The organism is Paenibacillus sp. FSL H7-0918, assembly GCF_038007025.1.
Classification (GTDB): Bacteria; Bacillota; Bacilli; order Paenibacillales; family Paenibacillaceae; genus Paenibacillus_AQ; species Paenibacillus_AQ odorifer.
On record NZ_JBBOWJ010000002.1, the window covers coordinates 94355 to 113370 of the forward strand.

The following is a 19016-nucleotide window of genomic DNA, read 5'->3' on the forward strand; positions in this document are numbered from 1 at the left end:
GATATAGGCAAATGGGAGGAGATTAGGCAGGAAAGTAAAAAAAGAAGCTCGGGCGCGAAAAACATCGCGGCCCGAGCTTCTAAAACCATTTCAAATAGTAATGCACCTTAGTCTACAAGTCCTACCCCTGAGCCCAGCCCTTCCGATGAGCGTAAATAGCCAACTGGGTACGGTCATCAAGCTCGCATTTCATCAACAGATTGCTGACATGCGTCTTCACTGTCTTGATGCTGATATGCAGTTCCTCACCGATATCCTTATTGGTCTTGCCCTCAGCTATAAGCAGCAGGACTTCCTTCTCACGCTCTGTTAAACCGGAGGAATCACCTTGCACGGTGCGCTGGCGAATACCACGGGTCAGCGCCTGTGACACATCACCCGTCATGACTGGCATGCCGCGGTAAGCCCCTTGCAATGCGTAGATTAACTCTTCTGCCGACACTGTTTTGAGCACGTAGCTGACTGCACCAGCCTCTATAGCATCTACAACAAGATCATCCTCCAGGAAGCTGGTGAGGATCACGATTTTGAGGCCAGGAAATTCAGCCAGCACTGCTCTTGTGGTCTCGGCACCATTCATCACTGGCATCATCAAATCCATCAGCACGAGGTCAGGCAGACCTTCATGTCCACCCGCACGCAGCATCTCCAGCGCCTCTTGTCCATTCGCCGCCTCACCGATGACCTCGAATGTAGGCTCCAGCATTAGATAAGTTTTGAGGCCCATCCGTACCATATCATGATCATCTACGAGCAACACTTTTATGACACTCATGCTCTACTCCTCCTCGTCCTGTGTATCTGTTCCTAACGATCTATTCTGCTCTAATTCTGGGTTCCCTTGAACAAACTTAGGAATATGTACACGGATCGTCGTTCCCGCACCCTTGCGGCTAATAATCTCCACTTGCCCACCCAGTTTCTCCGCCCGTTCGCGCATGGTGGTGAGACCGTAGGAGCCTTGTTTTTGCTGCACATGTTCAAAACCTTGACCGTCATCACTAATACTCAACACAACTTGTCTTGATCCTTCACGCAGCGATAGACTCACCAGTCTAGCCCCGGCATGCTTCACGATATTCGCCATCGCCTCTTGAATAATTAGGAACAGCTGATGTTCGATTGCTTCCGATAACTCGCCCTGAAGTTCGAGCTCCTTCATTCCTTTCAAGCCATTCTGGCGGCAATAATCGGGAAACCATTTTTCCAGCGCCTCGAACAGATTTCGACCTTCCAGCTCCACCGGACGCAGTTGTGCAATTAATGCTCTCATTTGTTTTTGTGCCATCTGAGACATTGTAATCAACTGGTCCATGACCATTTGACCTTGAGCTTCATTGACCTTCAGCACTTTAGGCAGCGAAGAAGCCGACATATGGATGGCAAAAAGCTGTTGGCTCACCGTATCATGCAGATCCCGGGCCATACGCCTTCTTTCCTCCAACACCGCACTCTCCGCTGCCTGTTCCTTCTCAATAACCTCTTGTTCACCCAATCGCTGTAGAAGCTGCATCTTATTCTCGACCGTATCCATCATGACATTAAACTCGTGATACACTCGGGCAAAAGACTGATCGTCACTTTCTGGCATCCGCACGGACAGATTTCCTTTGGCTACCTGCAGCATATTCAGATCCAGATGATCAATCCGGCGCTGAATCCGCTGGCCTGCCATATAGCCGATAACTACGGTGAACAACACAATCCCGAGACATAAGTACAGCCACATCCGATAATCCTTCACTTCGATATAACCAAGGCAAGTGCCTGCATACATCAATCCTGCACTTACCGCTCCAGTGAGCAAAAAGTAAAACAACAGCAACCATTTGGTATTACTGAAGATTGTCCCCATCTAACCCACCGTTTTAACTTTAATGTCACCTATAAATGCACTTACATTTATACGGACTTTTTTGCCTGCTTCTTTATAATAAGGAGTCTTGCACTGTACACTGCTCATAAAACCACTGCGAGACTGATCCAGAACTTCCATATCCCCGATAAAAGAACTGCTGTTCACCGAGATGCCAAGATCCATATCATTCGGAATGTACACTTTAATGTCGCCTATAAAAGCGGAAATATTAATCCTCGTTTCGCCATAAGCAATCTGTGCATTCGTCAGATCCAGTACGGTATCGCCGATAAACTGCGAGATATTCGTGTTCTTCAGTTGGAAATGCTCGCGCCCCATGTGGACATCTCCGATAAAAGCAGAACGATTGGTCGATTCCTTTTGATTATTTGATTCATGGAATTCCTCATGCCATTTACCATGTCTATGTGCATGACGCTCATGACGTTCCTGACGTCTGCGCTCGTGTCGTTCCTGCTTCTCTTGCCAACGTGCTTCAGCGCTGGACTTATAAGATCCTGTTTCGTCCTCATCGTCTTCTTCATCTTTTTGAAGATAGTCCTTCCAGTCGCGTTGACCAGAAGCCTTGCCGAATTTTTGCTCAAATTGTTCATCAAGTGTGGAATCCAGTGGTTTGGGCGGCTCCACATCTAGTGAGCTTTTTCCTGAAGGAAAGTGATCTGGTGGTGACGGTGGAGCTGGTGGCACAGGTGGTACTGAACCGCGTGGTTTAAAAATCACATAAAGTCCGCCGCCAATCAACATAACTGGAATGAACATTTTGAAAAAATCCCCGGCCGAAATATCGAACCAATCTAAATTCCGTCCAAGGAAAAACACTCCGATCGCCAGAAAGAAAAAGCCGCCGATAGGTGAAGAACCTTTGGATTGTCCATCCCCTGTACCTAAAAGCCGGTTCATTCCCATTAGGATCAAAATTACCGGCCAATAATTCGAAATCAGGTAACCTAAGCTGAAATCAGTGTAACCTAATTGTCTCAGTAGAAACATAGCTCCAATCCCTATCAGGATCAGGCCGCCTAAAACCTGGCTGGTGAACCTTCTTTTCATCATTCATTTCCCCTTTAAAGTAGTGGAACGCTCTCTTCTTCAATCTTATAGCCTTAGTCTACAGGAATGAAGTACTGAGAAACAGCGGCGAGAGAAGGAACTTCCCCTCAGTCTCTAGACTGAGATGAATGGGATAAAATTCTATTTACTTCATTATATATGAAAAAAGACTGTCCCTCAGTAATTAACTGAATTGGACAGTCTCTTTTTTTCAGCAGTCTTCTGCTTCAGTCAGCGCATTATTGTTGCGGTTTCTGAGCTGGTTTAGAAGTATTTCCACTTTGCTTAGTAGCGCCGTCATTCTCAACAGCAAACTCAGCATTGTATTTTTCATTTGGTGTTTTGTAATTTTCTTGTACTTTAGATTTCTTGTTATTGGCCACGGAATTCACCTCCTTTTCTCTTATGCAGCATAGAATATGCTTACTAAGAGAACATCTCGGAAGAGGCAATTGCTTTGCCCCAGTCCGTATTATGGCAAGGTGATGTCACTATTATGCATGACCAAGTGAAAATAAGTTCAATCCCTTTAAATGGATTCTTCGAGCATGGATTGCGGTACTGCTTTGTAAGTCTCAATCGCTTGGCTCAGCTTCTTCAGCATGACTTCCGTACAAGTCCCGTTACCACGCTTAATGAGTTGAACTACAACTGATTTTTTGCCCCATTCCTTATACACCTGTTTCGTAGTAGCAAAATACAGATCAATCTTCCGCCCTTTAATAGCCGAGCCTGTATCAGCAACTATGGCATATCCATAGCCCGGTATATAAAGAATACTCCCCAGCGGCAAAACCTTAGGGTCCGCAGCAATGGTTGAGACTGTATTTTTGTCTCTGCGCACTTTTACCCCTGAATAGGTAATTCCATATTCGGGATGCTTAGATGTTTTACCTGTAGATTCATAACCCGCAGTATATCCAGTCGCCATCACTTTCATTGAAGTAATGATCTGGTCTTCCGCAGGTGCGGCTACAGGAATAGAATTTGGTAACTGTTTGGAAGATCCGCTGCCACCGTTTGTTTTAGTGGTTGGAGCTTTGGTGCTCTGCGGTGCCTTCGTCGCTGCTGGTTTATTTTTTGTTGTTGCAGGTATTACAGGTGCGACGGAATGCGCCTCGTTTGACATAAGTGTGGCACGGCCAGTCGCAAGAATGACCTTATCATCTGTAGTTCTCATAAACACAGAATTAGCCTTGGTATATTGCAACTCGTTCGATAGCGTTTTGTTAATACCCGTGTGCTGTAAAGTGTCTCCTGTCCCAATGGCCCCTACTGCCTGTTGCTTAGATTCTGGAATGATTCCAGCAGCGGTCAATAGCAAAACGATGGTGACAAAAAGACACCAAAACCTCTGAAATATGCCCATTTTGTTCATGTGAAAAACCTCCCCCTTATTAGCGAAGGTTTCCCGATTCACAAAATTTTATACATGAAGATCAGAAGTTGATCCTCATTGGCATATAACAGAGGTCTTATTTAGACGTAATTTTGGTGTTGATAATTACAAGAAACTAGGAGATCACACGATCAGCAATTTCCTGAGACAAGAGCTCAATCACTTCTTGAAGCGGCTTAGCTCCAATGTCGCCTTCCCCGCGTTTACGGATGGAAACCGTCTGAGCGTTCATCTCATTCTCGCCAACTACGAACATGTATGGCAGTTTCTCAAGCTGAGCTTCGCGAATCTTATAACCCAGCTTCTCATTGCGGAGATCTGCTTCAGCAGAGATACCACGGCGACGCAGCTTGTCTGTAACTTCCTTGGCATAATCGTCGAACGCTGTCGATACAGGAATTACTTTAACCTGCTGTGGAGATAACCAAAGCGGCAGCGAGCCCGCAAAGTTCTCTAACAGGAAGGCAACGAAACGTTCCATTGTACCCAAGATTCCGCGGTGTAAAACGACTGGACGGTGTTTTTGACCATCATCGCCGATATATTCCAGTTCAAAACGTTCAGGCAGCAAGAAGTCGATTTGTACAGTAGACAGAGTCTCTTCTTTACCTAATACAGTCTTAATTTGCACATCAAGTTTAGGACCATAGAATGCAGCTTCGCCTTCTGCTTCGTAGAACGGCAGTCCAGCTTCCTCTACAACCTCACGCAACATCCGCTGTGCAGTTTCCCACATTTCGTCATTCGCATAATATTTCTCAGTATCCTTAGGATCACGATAGGACAACCGGAAACGGTAGTCATTAATACCAAAGTCACTGTATACCTGTTTAATCAATTCGATTACACGAATGAACTCGCCTTTAATTTGGTCCAGACGGCAGAAAATATGGGAGTCATTAAGAGTCATCGAGCGCACACGGTGTAAGCCAGTCAATGCGCCTGACATTTCATAACGGTGCTGGATACCAAGCTCAGCAATACGGATCGGCAGATCACGGTAGCTGTGCATCGAGCTCTTATAAATCATCATGTGATGCGGGCAGTTCATTGGACGAAGAACAAATTCTTCATTGTCGATAGTCATCTTAGGGAACATGTCCTCTTGATAGTGCTCCCAGTGTCCTGAAGTTTTGTACAGTTCAACATTACCCAGAACTGGTGTGTATACATGCTGATAGCCAAGACTTGCTTCCAGATCTACGATATAACGCTCCAGAATACTGCGCAATTTAGCACCCTTAGGCAACCAGATTGGCAAGCCTTGTCCTACCAATTGATTAAATGTAAAGATTTCAAGCTCTTTACCAAGCTTCCGGTGATCGCGTTTCTTCGCTTCTTCAAGCAGACGAAGATGCTCATCAAGCTGAGCTTTTTTAATCCAAGCTGTGCCGTATACGCGTTGAAGCATCTTATTCTTGCTGTCGCCGCGCCAGTAAGCACCGGCTACATTCATCAATTTAAAGACTTTGATCTTAGCAGTCGACGGCACATGGGGTCCACGGCATAGGTCGAAGAATTCTCCTTGTTCATAGATAGAAATTACGCTATCTTCAGGCAATGCCTCGATCAATTCCAGCTTGTAAGGATCACCTAGCTCACCGAAAATTTCAAGGGCTTCCTTGCGGCTAACTTCTTTGCGCACGATCGGCAGGTTCTCCGAAATTATGCGGTCCATTTCCTTTTCGATTTTGAGCAAATCTTCAGGATTTAGAGGATGTTCCAGATCCATATCGTAGTAGAAGCCATCTTCAATGACCGGACCTACACCAAGCTTAACTTCTTTTGTTCCGAACAAACGTCTAACCGCTTGAGCCATCAAGTGAGCTGTACTGTGACGCATAACCTCCAGACCTTCAGGTGAATCCAAAGTTACGATCTCTACCAGTGCGCCCTCTTCAAGGGGAGTAGATAAATCTACAACGATACCGTTCAATTTCCCCGCTGCTGCATTTTTGCGCAGGCCACTGCTAATAGAAGCTGCTACATCATCAATACTGCTACCCTCTGCGTATTCACGGACAGAACCGTCCGGAAGCTTAATACTTACTGACATTGCTAATTCCTCCTTCATATAATTAAGCCTAAGGGCCCTTTAACCTTTGCGGAACAACAATATCCACGCACACAAAAAAACGCCCGTCCCGCAAAGGGACGAGCGATTACACCCGTGGTTCCACCCAAATTCGATTCTCTCTAGCCTCCCTTGAATCCTCAAGCGGAGTGAAGATAGAATCCTTCGTAAGCATGGAGTAACGACCATGAACCGGCAGCTCTTACTATCCCATTGCAGGGAGTTCAAAACCGCAGCTACAAAGGGGTAAATCGAAAGCAGGATGCCGGAGGAAATTTCAGCCTAAGTTTCCTCTCTCTGAACGGTCCAGAACAATCAACTCATATCTTCGTCAATGCTGTTAACGTGAATTATGGAGTAATTATAAATCTGTCCTCTCTGACAGTCAAGTCAGAAAAGGGTCCAAAATGATAGAAACACAGTCAGAAGACACACATAAGGACTGTTCTTGCAGCCAATACATGGATGCTGAAACAGCCCTTCTATGGTTATTCCTCTCGCCGTTTTTTTTCAGGTAAGCGGCCTGCACGTTTCAAAGACTCACGCAACAAGTATTCGATATGTCCGTTTACGCTGCGAAATTCCTCTCCCGCCCATCGTTCCAGCGCCTCATGTAAATCCGGATCAATCCGCAGTGGAAAGCTTTTCTTGGCCGCCATGATGCACCGCCTTAGTACAACGAGCCGGCGTTAATGACCGGACTCGCTCCGCGCTCCGACACGATCGCAACCATCAGATTATTAATCATCGCCGCTTTGCGTTCCTCATCAAGCTCAACCACGCCACTCTCTTTAAGCTGTTTAATCGCCATATCGACCATGCCCACGGCGCCTTCAACAATGATTTGACGAGCGGACAGAATTGCAGATGCTTGCTGACGTTGCAACATTGTACTGGCAATCTCTGTGGAATAAGCCAAGTGTGTGAGCCGCGCTTCAATGACCTCTACACCAGATATCGACAAACGTTCTTGCAGCTCGGTTGCCAATTCTTTAGCAATCTCATCTGCATTGGCCCGCAGGGACATGCCCGATTCATTGAAGTTATCATACGGGTATTTACTGGCCACATGACGCAGCGCTGTTTCACTTTGAATTTCCACAAACGCCATATATTTATCTACATCAAAAAGCGCTTTTGCAGAGTTAATTACCTTAAATACGATAACTGCAGCAATTTCAATCGGATTACCTTCCACATCATTAACCTTCAGCTTGACACTGTTAAAGTTACGTACGCGGAGGGAAACCGTCTTGCGCAAACTGAACGGAATGACTGCAAACAAGCCACTTGTCACGATAGTCCCTACATATTGCCCGAAAAAGGTAACTACAACCGACTTATTGGGCTGCACAACCGTAACACTTGTACATAATACCCCAGCTACAACGAACAGAATGACTGGCACTGCGACATACTCTTGAACCGCACCATAAATTCCCCCAGCTAAACAAACTGCAATTAAGGCGAGAACCCAAAATCCACTGACAGGACGAAGCGTTTTCTCTTTCATAGAAGCACCCCCACTAGATATTCTTTTGATATGATTATGATATCACTTTTGGATAATAATGTGAATGGGTAAAAAGAAATAAAAAAATAATTTTATGCTCACATTTATATAAAACTTCGTTAAAAGGCGTACTCCACACCAACCTTAGTTTGTGTAGTTAACATTAGTTCATAGTGTTCGTATACATCTGCTCTATCGGACACTGATGCTCTTATATGCCACATTTTCCGATTTTCCCTATGCTATCGGACCCCACAGACGCTATTGCACTAAAAACCAGCCTATATGAGGCTCTTTTCAAGGAATAGCGTCGCTGGGGTCCGAACCCCGACTCAAGAAGCGCTGAATTTGCAATTAAGGTCCACTGGGTCCGTACGCCTAGCGGATGATATAACAAGCGAAGATTCAGATGTGTTCTGCAATAAGACTTGCTAATGATCGTAAACCTAACCTTACAAAAAAACGCTTGATGCTCAGTAATCCACTTAAGGATTAACAAGCATCAAGCGTTGATTAATAATTAATATATATTAGTTCTGCATTACAAAATCATTATCAATCTTCGCATTAGGATCATCGAACACCCGCAGAATATCATAACGTGTATTCCGCTGTGCTGGAACTTTGCCTGCTTCGCGAATCAGCTGAGTAATCGACTCGATGTTTACCTTGTAAGTCGCACCCGCAGAAGATACTACGTTCTCTTCAATCATTGTGCTGCCGAAATCGTTGCAGCCATATTGCAAGGAGAGCTTGCCGACCTCTGGCCCCATAGTGACCCAAGAAGATTGGAAGTTCTTAATATTATCCAACACAAGGCGGCTGATCGCTACCGTCTTCAGATATTCCTCAGGCGTTTGTCTGTCCAGCTTCAGGTTGGTATTGTCCGGCTGGAATGTCCATGAGATAAAGGCCAAGAAACCTTCAGAATCATATTTGTTGGCAATACACTCATCCTGAGCCTCACGTACACGTAGTAAGTGCAAAGCTCGTTCTTCCATACTTTCTCCAAGCCCAATCACCATTGTTGCTGTTGTATTCATACCCACTTTATGTGCTGTCTGCATTACATCCATCCACTCGCGCCACGAGCCTTTTAGCCGGCTGATTTTGCGGCGTGTACGGTCATCAAGAATTTCTGCGCCTCCGCCTGGCAAGGAATCCAGACCCGCAGCATGAATTTCACGAACCACTTGTTCCAACGGTAATCCTGATACTTCTTTCATCTTCATAATCTCCGCAGGAGAGAAGGAGTGCATTGTAATCTCAGGGAAACGTTGCTTAATTCCGCGCAGTATATCTGTATAGTAGCTAAATGGAAGGTTAGGATTAGTTCCACCTTGCATAAGAATTTCTGTACCATTAACAGCAATCGTTTCAGCAATTTTTTGATAAATCGTTTCATCTGGCAGCACATAGCCTTCATCCGAGCCTGGTCTGCGGTAAAAAGCACAAAAACGGCAGTACACATCACATACATTCGTATAGTTAATATTACGGCCAATTACAAATGTGGCTAACGGGTCCGGATGCCAGCGTTCCATAATAGTGTTTGCAGCAGCACCCATTTTCTCAATTTCGTTGCTCTCGAATAGTCGGATGGTATCTTCCAATTGGAGACGGTCACCCCGCAGGGCTTTATCCAAAATAAGATCTATCGTACTCATCGTTCGCATCCTCCTTTTAAACCCTTAGGGATATGGTAGATTCACAAAATCACAAGAAAAATAACGTTGTCGTCCTTTAGAGATAACAACCGTTTCTCGTAGTAACATAAGGATAAAGTATAGTATGTAACTTATACCTTATATTTTAATAAATGAACAGTTCATTTCCTCATCGTATCACAATCTGAACAGCTTGAAAAACTTTTTACTTTCTTAGCAAGATACCATCCAGCAGAAAGAGTCTTTACATTGCTGCCTGCACCCGGTGAATCAAAATTCCTGGAGGCTGCCGGACACAGATGACGTTATTAGTTAGTATTTAGCCTTTGGAGCATAGTTATGGACTCCAGCGACGCTATTCCTTGACAAGAGACTCATGAAGGCAGGTTTTTAGCGCAATAGCTGCTGTGGAGTCCGTTAACATTTCAAATGTGTAATAATGCTGTGTCTAAGGTCAGCTGTGTCCAATAGCAAAAAGTCCAAAAAGAAGAGCTATCCCAGCAGCCAATTCCCGGCTTATGAGACAGCTCTATTTCATCCTTCGTCCAACACCAGCTCTAAATCAACGTTGAGATAGATCCTCGATATTTTCCAGCAATTCGGTGCCGATCTGGGTTGCCGTTACTTTTACTTCGTTTCGATTTCCGCCCGCGCAGCCTCCAAAGCATGACCAAGATCAGCAATTAGATCCTCCGCATGTTCAATGCCAACCGAGAAGCGCAGCAATCGATCATCTACACCCACCGCATTCCGAATTTCCACAGGAATATCGGCATGCGTCTGTACTGCAGGATAGGTCATTAGCGATTCAACCCCGCCGAGGCTCTCCGCGAAGGCAATAAGCCGGATATGACGAAGCAGAGGTTCTACGTATCTGGCATCTTTTAATTTGAAAGAAAAAATTCCGGTATTGCCCGAGGACTGGCGATTCTGGATTTCATATCCCGGATGATCCGGCAGGCCTGGATGGAACACTTCCGCAATCGCCGGATGCTCTTGTAGATAGCGGGCAATTGCTAGCGCATTGCTCTCGTGCCGTTCCATACGCAGGGCCAGTGTCTTCATGCCTCTCATCAGCTGATAACTGTCTGTTGGCCCAAGCACAGCGCCAATAGAGTTATGTAGAATCGCTATTTCAGCGGATAATTCAGCTCCTTTAGATACAATAAGACCAGCAAGTACATCATTGTGTCCGCCCAAATATTTGGTAGCACTATGGACTACAATGTCCGCACCTAATTCCAGAGGACGCTGGAAAAATGGAGTCAGCAGTGTATTGTCTACAATTGTGAGCAGCCCATGATGACGGGCCCAAGTAGCAACGGCTGCAATATCCGTAACCATCATCAAAGGATTCGTTGGCGTTTCAATAAATATCGCCTTCGTATTTGGAAGACGTGAAGCCTCAAGCGCATCCAAATCATTCGTATCTACATAGGAAGCAGTGATTCCAAACTTGGACATAATTCGTTCAAACAAACGATAGGTCCCGCCGTAAAGATCCAGCGAAACGATCAAGTGATCGCCTTGCCCAAACAGGGTAAATATGGTTTGAATAGCTGCCATCCCAGAACTACAGGCAAAACCTGCATCACCAGACTCCAATTCCGCAGCCGCATTCTCTAGTACGGAACGGGTTGGACTTTTGGTACGGCTATAATCGAAACCTGTGCTCTGCCCAAGCTTCGGGTGACGGAATGCCGTAGCATTATAGATAGGAAAATTAATGGCTCCGGTAGCCGGATCTTCTTGTGAACCTATTTGTGCCAGTCTGCTTTCAATCCTAAGTTTGTCGTCCATGATAAATGCCTCCTAAATTGTAATGTAGCGCTGATCTTAATAAACAATCGGGTCGATATCGTAAGGTGTCTCTTGATATACATAGTAATTGAGCCAATTAGAGAATAATAAGTTGGCATGTGCACGCCACACTGCAGGAGGTGTTTGTTCTGGATCATCTTTAGGGAAATAGTGTTTCGGCAAGGCCATCTCCATGCCCCTCTCCAAATCACGATCATATTCCCATTTCAAGGATAATGGATCGTATTCGGAATGTCCGGTCACAAATATTTGTTTGCCGTCGGTCGTAGCTACTAGATACATACCAGCTTCTTCGGATTCCGCCAGAATCTGCAGATCTGGATTGCTCTCAATATCTTCGCGGGAGACATCGGTATGACGGGAATGCGGTACATGGAATACCTCGTCAAAGCCGCGCAGCAATTTAATGTTATTTTGGTTAATCGTATGGGAGAATACTCCAAAACATTTTTCAGGCAAAGCCACTTTACGAACACCAAAATGATGATACAACCCTGCCTGTGCCGCCCAACAGATATGCATGGTCGAGGTCACATTATCCTTGCTCCATTCAAAAATCTCTTTTAGCTCTTCCCAATAGGATACTTCCTCAAACTCCATTTGCTCTACGGGTGCTCCTGTAACAATAAGACCATCCAAACGGCGGTGGCTGATCTCGTCAAAAGTTTTGTAAAAGCTTCTCAAATGCTCAGCAGAAGTATTCTTAGAAGTATGTGAGCGTGGGTGCAGCAAGGTAACGTCAACTTGTAGCGGTGAATTTCCTATTAAACGCAGCAATTGAGTCTCCGTCGTTTCTTTAGTCGGCATGAGATTCAGAATAGCAATCCTTAGTGGGCGGATATCCTGATGGAAAGCCAAACTATCATCCATCACAAAAATATTTTCACCGGATAGTATTTCTTTTGCTGGTAAACTGTCGGGAATTTTAATTGGCATTGTCTTTCCACTCCTTAACTGTATTTAGGTTATGTTGTCACATCGCGGCTTTCTGAACAATAAAAAGACCTTTCTCGGAAAACGAGAAAGGTCATATCTACAGTCATATGCGCCTCTCTCATCTGCCAGAAACTTTTGGACGGGGTTTAGTCGTCAGCAAAGTTCCGCAAGAATTAGCACCGTGCGTTCACACGCCGGTTGCCGGGTTTCATAGGGCTAGTCCCTCCACCTGCTCTTGATAAGATTTAGCTGTATTCAATTAAATTTCTTTAAAATTTACTTTAAATCATGAACCTCCTTTTCGTCAAGTCCATACAATGCTGAAGTAGCCTCAAAGTAACAATAAATTTGCTTGAAAGAGGCATACTCCGTTGTTATACTAGACAAGTATTTCATACCTGAACGAAAAGAAGAGGTGAGAAGAAGAATGGAAGGCGACCCGAGCTCGCAATTAAGTGTACAGAATGAGCAACCACACAGGATAATCATCAGCTTGCCGGCGGCGGGAGCAGTTCTTCTTCATGCCCTCGAATCGTCATTCGGCCTCTTGTATTGATTGTAACGCCGGCCAAGCTGATTTTTTCTCTGTGCTTAATTAGCAGTCCCTGGTGAAGACCCGGGGATAGAAGGAGTGGAATCAGATGAAAATCCGGCTGGTGAATGCAGGGGTTTTTACACCTATTGATGAAATTGATGAAACATTGACACCCCCAACAGAAGGGTTCTATTGGATTGATGCAGATGTGGAGGATTTGGAGCTGCTTCAGCCCCTGTTCAACCTGCATGATCTCGCTGTTGAGGATTGCCTTAGTGAAGAGGATCAACGTCCAAAGATCGAAATATACGAAAGTCATTACTTTATTGTTGTAAACAGCATCCGCTTTGATGATGAGGAAATCTTCCTGCGGGCGCTCAATATATTCTTGGGCAGACATTATATTATTACTGTAACGAAACAAAAGATTCACGAGCTACGCGTCCTGAAGCCCATGTTATGGGAACAAGAGGTTAGCGAACCCGACCAATTCCTTTACCTGCTTATCGACCTTGTCGTAGATAATTATTTCTCCGTAGGTGACCGAATTGAAGCCCGGATTGAGAAGCTTGAAGAGGATATCCTAATGCATACCAAGAAATCTCATCTGAGTGAGATTATCGGTCTGCGAAGTGAGATCTTATGGTTAAAGAAGATGCTGGGACCACAGAAAGAGGTTATCAATACCCTGAATAAAAAAGACCTCCGTCTGATTGATGATCAGCTGCAGAAATACTTTAGCGACATTTATGAAAATGCAGTTAAAATATCCGAAACTTTTGAGACGTACCGCGATCTCATGGGCAACTTACGTGAGGCCTACCAATCCAGTATCGCCAACCGCGCCAATGAAATTATGAGAGTATTTACCGCGATTACAACGATATTCATGCCTTTGACCGTAATTACCGGAATCTATGGGATGAACTTTGATCATATGCCGGAATTGCATACGAAATACGGTTATTTTGCCGTTATAGGTCTAATGTTGACGTTAGGCTGTGGGATGCTGTATGTATTCCGCAAGAAAGAATGGCTATGAAAATAAACGGACGAATAGGCAAGACGAAGGCCCTTTAACCCTATGGTGTAAGGAAGCCTTCGTCTTTTTGATATGATAAAAAGCTACTAGAAACTGGTCGCCATGCCCACTTTAGGAGCTTGCTCCCGCCGGAAACGAATGCGGATCAGCCGCAGACGTTCATAATAGCTATCCAGCCCTTCTGCTGCTGAAAAATCCTCCCCATACACCTTATGCAGCACTGGCTTTAGAAAAAGATCTCCAACCTCTGCATAGGCATTCCATATCGCCTCCTGCTCATTCTGCGGCACATTTTTCAGTTCTACCTCGATCAGTTTCTCCACGCAATAACCTTCTCTTTCCAGCTCCTCTACCGCTTCAATCAGTTCGCGACGGTTCACTCCACTGTTCACCTTAAGCTGTTCTAACCCTAACCCATTCTCGATCCCTTGCAGCAGAATTCGCCGTAATCGCAGTCTTTCTAGCTGTTTCTTATATTTGACCTCTTTCTGTTTATAGAGCCAGGATACAAAAGAATCCTCCTCAATTTCTTGGTGTACCCAATTCAAAGGAAAGGAATGTTCCCTTGCAGCCGTAGAGGTTATAGCCAACCAATCCGTGCCATATTGGGCTGCCTTTCCTTCCCCTACACCAGGGATCTGCAGCAGCTCCTCTGGTGTATGTGGCAAGAAAGTGCTTATCAAACGTAACAAACGATTGCTGGCAAGAATGTAAGGGGCTTTCCGTTCACTAGAAGCTCGGCTGCGGCGCCAAGCACATAACTCCTCATATATAGCTTCGTTCCCATTATATTCACTGTAATATTGCAGCCTTAGCTGCTCCTGATTACGCCCGGTAAGGCCGTCTTCTTCATGAAATACGCCATCAATCAACGGCCGATAGCCATCCCCCATCTTCACCGCCAGCTCATGCCTGTAAACACAAAGCATTTCATTCCATGAACCACCCGCGTACCACAAATGCTCCTGTGTTTCCTCACCGCCTGAAAAATCACGCCAGCCCAGACTCCACACTCCTTCTTCCTCTCCAATCCATAGCTGAGCGAACACCTCTTGATCCACCCCGGATATTCTGGATAAGCGATTCATAAATACAATTTGCATATTCATCCCTGCCTTTCTAGTCTTCAGCAAGCACTATACCTACCGGTCTGAGCTACTTATTCGCTGATGTGAATGCCACACTGTCAGACTCGGAAAACGCAAAAAAGCACCACTCTCACGATAAACGTGAAAGAGGTGCTCCCTCATTAAATGCTATACTGTTAGATCCTACAATACCATATATTTCCTAACAGTCAATATCTTTTTATACTAGTTTCTTGCCAAAGCTAAAGTTGCCAGTCCAATCGCACCTGCAAGTCCTGCGTTATCTCCAAGCTGCGGTGGCACAACATAATTATCGATGTCGGTATTTAGCGCTGGATGCTGAACATAACCCTTCAGCAGCTCCTGCAGCTTGGTACGAATTAGCGGGAACAAGTGGCTTTGCTTCATGACACCACCGCCCATTACGATTTTTTCGGGAGACAGAATCAACACGTAATTCATAAGTGCATGTGCAAGATAATGAGCTTCCATATCCCAAGCTGGATGGTCAACAGGTAGCTCGCCTGCTGGTTGTCCCCAGCGTTTGCCAATCCCCGGACCTGCGGCTAACCCTTCAAGGCAATCGCCATGATAAGGGCAGTAGCCCTCAAACGTGTCCTCTGGATGTCTGCGAACTAGAATATGTCCCATCTCAGGATGAGACAATCCATGCACCATCTGACCTCCAACTACTGCTCCCGCTCCAATACCTGTCCCAACCGTAATATAAAGGCAGCTGTCCAGACCTTTAGCCGCTCCCCATTTACTTTCCGCAAGCGCTGCACCATTCACATCCGTATCAAAACCTATCGGCACGTTAAATTGCTCAGCCATTGTACCTACCAAATTATATTGTCCCCAGTGAGGTTTTGGTGTCGTTGTTATGTAACCATAAGTAGGGCTGTCCAGCACGGGATCAATCGGTCCAAACGATCCAATACCAAAAGCTTCTACATTCTTCCCATTAAAATAGTCAATTACGAGTCCCATCGTTTCTTCCGGTGTTGTTGTCGGAAAGCTAACTCGGTCCAGAATGGTACCGTCCTCATAACCAATTCCGCATACAAACTTCGTTCCGCCTGCTTCAATCGCTCCCAATAACTTCATAGCAACTATCTCCCTTCTCCATTAAGCAATAATCCGCCATCCAGTTTGAAAATAAAAATTAATATAAAATAAAACAATCAACAGCCCTTATTATACGTTGGATGAAGCGCTATCACAATAATAAAACTCCCTTCATGCTTTTTTGCATGAAGGGAGACTATTGATGTTTAATTATTTAAGTCATCAAACATAGAGCCTTTTACCGTAACCTCAATTTGATCCAGCGGCTTAATGCCGACAAGCTTGCCCAGTGATTTGTACGCGTTGGTACTCTTGGAGAGCTCCACATCTGCCAGCCAAGCCTTAACATAGTACTTCCCATCTGGCATTTCAGCTGTAGTATAGACAGGAATATGGTCCTTATTAATCGTAATCGTCACCGTAGACTTTTCCGTGATCTTGTATATATTCTGATTCAAGCCCACATATTCACGGTATTTGAAATTGTTGAAGCTTCCCAGTGTACTAGACTGTGAGTAACCCTCTAATATATTCTTCCAGAATTCATGGGTGCCTTTATCACTTTCTCTTTCTTGTGAATATGGGATCTCTTCCACATCTTTAGTAAAGCTGTTCTCCACCGTCAGCAACTTCGCATCATTCACTCCGGTGTTATCCTCTACGGATAAAGCTGCTGGCTTTCTTGCAAAGTTATTCCCGTTTTTGCTCAGTGGTTCATTCCGCAGATTGACCGCAACTTTATCATTATTGATATACATAAGATCAGTTTCATATCGGAAAGAATTCGTAAGTTCCTCAACAAGATCCTTATGGTCCTTCGTGTCTTTATCCGTATCTTTAAACGTAACTGTCTCCAGTGTAAAGGTATACGTTCCAACAGGATTAAAATAATATCCGGATTTAATCGGATAATCATACCCTTGAAGTTGCTTATCCGTCGCAAACACGGCGGTATCATAATTAGATTTGTCGTTAAGCATCTTTTTAGCGGTAGCTCTGGCTTTCTTATAAGCTTGAGCCATGCTATTCTCTACCTTCCAGCCGATATCTCCGCTTGCCTGTTGTGTGAAGATTCGCTCGAATTGCCCCTTTACTTTCGTCCAATCCTGTAAGTTCTTATTTTCATCTTCATGAGCCATCCAGCGGATTACATTATAATTGTAAGGCTCACTTGTCCAGAAGAGCTTTCGAATCAAAGAATCCGCTTTATTCTTGTCTATTGAATTCTTGTACAGCTTAGGTGCTATTTGTTTGGCCCCATTATAAATATAAGTCCGAATGGTTTTGACATCCTCACCTGGTGTAAACGGAGCTGAAGTGCTGCCGCTCTCCGTATATGTTTGACAAGATTCAACATCTTTACCTTCCCCGTTCTTTGTTGTGCTGCACACCTGATAATTACGAGTGAAATTTCTGCTCACAGTACCCTGGAAACTGATATTACCTGACTTTTGATTAGGTGTATACGGAGCCGGATTAATGTACCACTTACCGTTAACAGGATCATCACCAAAATCAGGGCGCTGTAGACTAGCTATGATGTCAGGTTGTCTAACTATAGTACTGGCGGCATCGTTAACCAGCGGATTATTCTCCACACGGAAATAACGATAGATAGTATCCGAATTATTGATTACTTCCAAAGCGCCTGTAGCATTCCCACTCCAAGTAAAATCAGAATATTGCGGTTGTAGAACAGCCTTTATAGCAGCGCCATCGGCTAACCCGAATTTCACTTTTTTCGATAACACATTATAATCCAGATCGAAGGAGCCTTTAGTTGTTGGCATCGAGTTGACCTTCTTAATCCATCCGTAAATCTCATTATTTCCGTAAAAGACTTCATTAGGTGACTTCAGCCTGTTCAGATTAAACTGGATGTATACGTCCTCATCAGGCATTGTAAATGTCGCGAAAAGAATATTGTCAGCCGTATTAGCCGCAAGCATAATTTCACCTGCTAACGTTGACGCATGACCATGGTATCTTACAGGGATTTCCTTTCCGTTACTCGTGATCTTCCAAGCGTAATCTGTTGTTTTCTGGGTGGCGAAGCTGGATCTGAGTCTGATTCCAACGGTTACCTCTTGTCCAGCTACCGCGCCGGTTGGCAAAGTTTCGAAATGAGGGGATAAATCATTTACCTGCAAAATAAACGGTGCGATAGGAATGCCTAAGTAAGTAATATTTCCGTTGGAACCTTGGATGTAAATCCTCCCTGATCCCCAAGACAGATAGGTAGGCGGTTGCAGGACGTGAACATAATCTATCCATCGCCCTCCCTTAGACGGTGTAGTATTCTGAGTGTATACAACCCTGTCTTTATACTCCTTGTCTTGATTGTTATAGATGAACCGTTCATATTTCTTACCGGCATAGCTCAGGTTTAGTCCAGTAAGAATAGCCTGCTCAAAAGTCCCGCCGGAATTCACTAGATACTCAATATCCCTACCTACAAATGCATCAAAATCATTTTTTCTAATTTTGTAGCTTGATTTTACGCCCGAGTCCTTCCAAGGTTCCTTAATCATATTAAAATTCTGAATTTGAATCCCGCTCCATCCAGCATACCATGGAGCTCCCTCAGTTGAGACCGAGTCCCCATCAATCGAATACCCGGAAAAAGCAAACATATTGCTATGCTCAAGCCATTCATGATTTCCACCATAGACAATCTCAAAATTACTATTGTTAGATTTTATCTGGTTTTGTAACAAATCCTCTCTTAACTTTCCTTTATTAGTCTCCATTGTGTAATAATTAGATTTTTTATAGAGCTCCGCCATATCTTTATTGATCTTCTCGATAACAGCTGTCGCTGTTTTTGGAAGATTGTTAGAAGTATCATTCACTGACTCTTCAGAGAAAACTGAAGAAGCTATAGATTGGAATAAGAATATTGTCACTATACTAAGCCATATCGATTTTTTCATACCTTCACCTC

At 44.5% G+C, this 19016-nt stretch carries 15 protein-coding genes and 1 riboswitch; of the genes, 1 reads left to right on the plus strand and 14 read right to left on the minus strand.

From position 1 onward, the window contains the following. Window positions 1–121 precede the first annotated feature (121 nt). From MHI15_RS14495 to metA, 11 genes are all read right to left on the minus strand, one after another. Entirely contained in the window at window positions 122–775 is a 654-nt protein-coding gene (locus tag MHI15_RS14495) for a response regulator (protein ID WP_036684464.1), read from the minus strand. 3 nt (window positions 776–778) lie between these two features. Next, on the minus strand, window positions 779–1855 hold the full coding sequence (locus tag MHI15_RS14500) for a HAMP domain-containing sensor histidine kinase (RefSeq protein ID WP_076126420.1): 1077 nt from the start codon (window positions 1853–1855) through the stop codon (window positions 779–781). Continuing rightward, window positions 1856–2929 carry a cell wall-active antibiotics response protein LiaF gene (liaF, locus tag MHI15_RS14505; protein ID WP_076126418.1) on the minus strand — a complete coding sequence of 358 codons (1074 nt, stop codon included), beginning with the start codon at window positions 2927–2929 and terminating at the stop codon, window positions 1856–1858. A 239-nt stretch (window positions 2930–3168) separates the two neighbouring features. Continuing rightward, window positions 3169–3312, minus strand: a complete 144-nt coding sequence (locus MHI15_RS14510) for a hypothetical protein (protein WP_156113077.1) — start codon at window positions 3310–3312, stop codon at window positions 3169–3171. A gap of 146 nt (window positions 3313–3458) precedes the next feature. Further along, entirely contained in the window at window positions 3459–4307 is an 849-nt protein-coding gene (locus tag MHI15_RS14515; RefSeq protein WP_256717209.1) for a 3D domain-containing protein, read from the minus strand. 136 nt (window positions 4308–4443) lie between these two features. After that, complete coding sequence (gene thrS / locus MHI15_RS14520; RefSeq protein ID WP_076135889.1) at window positions 4444–6384, minus strand: threonine--tRNA ligase; 1941 nt, start codon at window positions 6382–6384, stop codon at window positions 4444–4446. A gap of 506 nt (window positions 6385–6890) precedes the next feature. After that, complete coding sequence (locus MHI15_RS14525) at window positions 6891–7061, minus strand: toxin-antitoxin system HicB family antitoxin (RefSeq protein WP_036684471.1); 171 nt, start codon at window positions 7059–7061, stop codon at window positions 6891–6893. Between the two features lie 11 nt (window positions 7062–7072). Next, a complete protein-coding gene (locus tag MHI15_RS14530) occupies window positions 7073–7915 on the minus strand; it encodes an SPFH domain-containing protein (protein WP_036684473.1) in 843 nt (280 codons plus the stop codon). Window positions 7916–8445: 530 nt separating this feature from the next. Continuing rightward, the gene (gene mqnC / locus MHI15_RS14535; RefSeq protein ID WP_076184682.1) at window positions 8446–9582 is read right to left on the minus strand and encodes a cyclic dehypoxanthinyl futalosine synthase; all 1137 of its coding nucleotides are present in this window, start codon (window positions 9580–9582) and stop codon (window positions 8446–8448) included. Window positions 9583–10209: 627 nt separating this feature from the next. Further along, window positions 10210–11382, minus strand: a complete 1173-nt coding sequence (locus tag MHI15_RS14540) for a PLP-dependent transferase (RefSeq protein ID WP_341164539.1) — start codon at window positions 11380–11382, stop codon at window positions 10210–10212. 36 nt (window positions 11383–11418) lie between these two features. Next, window positions 11419–12339 (minus strand): homoserine O-acetyltransferase MetA, encoded by a 921-nt coding sequence (metA, locus tag MHI15_RS14545; protein WP_076281068.1) that lies wholly within the window; start codon window positions 12337–12339, stop codon window positions 11419–11421. Between the two features lie 115 nt (window positions 12340–12454). Continuing rightward, a riboswitch (SAM riboswitch) is annotated at window positions 12455–12584 on the minus strand. Between the two features lie 396 nt (window positions 12585–12980). On the opposite strand from metA, the gene corA reads away from it, so the two are divergent. Beyond that, the gene (corA, locus tag MHI15_RS14550) at window positions 12981–13916 is read left to right on the plus strand and encodes a magnesium/cobalt transporter CorA (RefSeq protein ID WP_036684479.1); all 936 of its coding nucleotides are present in this window, start codon (window positions 12981–12983) and stop codon (window positions 13914–13916) included. 86 nt (window positions 13917–14002) lie between these two features. Here corA and MHI15_RS14555 read toward each other — a convergent pair whose 3' ends face one another. The 3 genes from MHI15_RS14555 to MHI15_RS14565 form a co-directional block, all read right to left on the minus strand. Continuing rightward, window positions 14003–15019, minus strand: a complete 1017-nt coding sequence (locus MHI15_RS14555; RefSeq protein ID WP_248547956.1) for an HRDC domain-containing protein — start codon at window positions 15017–15019, stop codon at window positions 14003–14005. 210 nt (window positions 15020–15229) lie between these two features. Further along, entirely contained in the window at window positions 15230–16111 is an 882-nt protein-coding gene (locus MHI15_RS14560; RefSeq protein ID WP_051491338.1) for an ROK family protein, read from the minus strand. A 167-nt stretch (window positions 16112–16278) separates the two neighbouring features. Further along, window positions 16279–19005, minus strand: a complete 2727-nt coding sequence (locus MHI15_RS14565; RefSeq protein ID WP_076281069.1) for a hypothetical protein — start codon at window positions 19003–19005, stop codon at window positions 16279–16281. Window positions 19006–19016: the final 11 nt, after the last annotated feature.

Excerpts from the sequence above, each read along its gene's own strand:
- MHI15_RS14495 (WP_036684464.1), bottom strand. The coding sequence starts at position 775 with ATGAGTGTCATAAAAGTGTTGCTCGTAGATGATCATGATATGGTACGG.
- MHI15_RS14500 (WP_076126420.1), bottom strand. The coding sequence starts at position 1,855 with ATGGGGACAATCTTCAGTAATACCAAATGGTTGCTGTTGTTTTACTTT.
- liaF (WP_076126418.1), bottom strand. The coding sequence starts at position 2,929 with ATGAAAAGAAGGTTCACCAGCCAGGTTTTAGGCGGCCTGATCCTGATA.
- MHI15_RS14515 (WP_256717209.1), bottom strand. The coding sequence starts at position 4,307 with ATGAACAAAATGGGCATATTTCAGAGGTTTTGGTGTCTTTTTGTCACC.
- thrS (WP_076135889.1), bottom strand. The coding sequence starts at position 6,384 with ATGTCAGTAAGTATTAAGCTTCCGGACGGTTCTGTCCGTGAATACGCA.
- MHI15_RS14525 (WP_036684471.1), bottom strand. The coding sequence starts at position 7,061 with ATGGCGGCCAAGAAAAGCTTTCCACTGCGGATTGATCCGGATTTACAT.
- MHI15_RS14530 (WP_036684473.1), bottom strand. The coding sequence starts at position 7,915 with ATGAAAGAGAAAACGCTTCGTCCTGTCAGTGGATTTTGGGTTCTCGCC.
- mqnC (WP_076184682.1), bottom strand. The coding sequence starts at position 9,582 with ATGAGTACGATAGATCTTATTTTGGATAAAGCCCTGCGGGGTGACCGT.
- MHI15_RS14540 (WP_341164539.1), bottom strand. The coding sequence starts at position 11,382 with ATGGACGACAAACTTAGGATTGAAAGCAGACTGGCACAAATAGGTTCA.
- metA (WP_076281068.1), bottom strand. The coding sequence starts at position 12,339 with ATGCCAATTAAAATTCCCGACAGTTTACCAGCAAAAGAAATACTATCC.
- corA (WP_036684479.1), top strand. The coding sequence starts at position 12,981 with ATGAAAATCCGGCTGGTGAATGCAGGGGTTTTTACACCTATTGATGAA.
- MHI15_RS14555 (WP_248547956.1), bottom strand. The coding sequence starts at position 15,019 with ATGCAAATTGTATTTATGAATCGCTTATCCAGAATATCCGGGGTGGAT.
- MHI15_RS14560 (WP_051491338.1), bottom strand. The coding sequence starts at position 16,111 with ATGAAGTTATTGGGAGCGATTGAAGCAGGCGGAACGAAGTTTGTATGC.
- MHI15_RS14565 (WP_076281069.1), bottom strand. The coding sequence starts at position 19,005 with ATGAAAAAATCGATATGGCTTAGTATAGTGACAATATTCTTATTCCAA.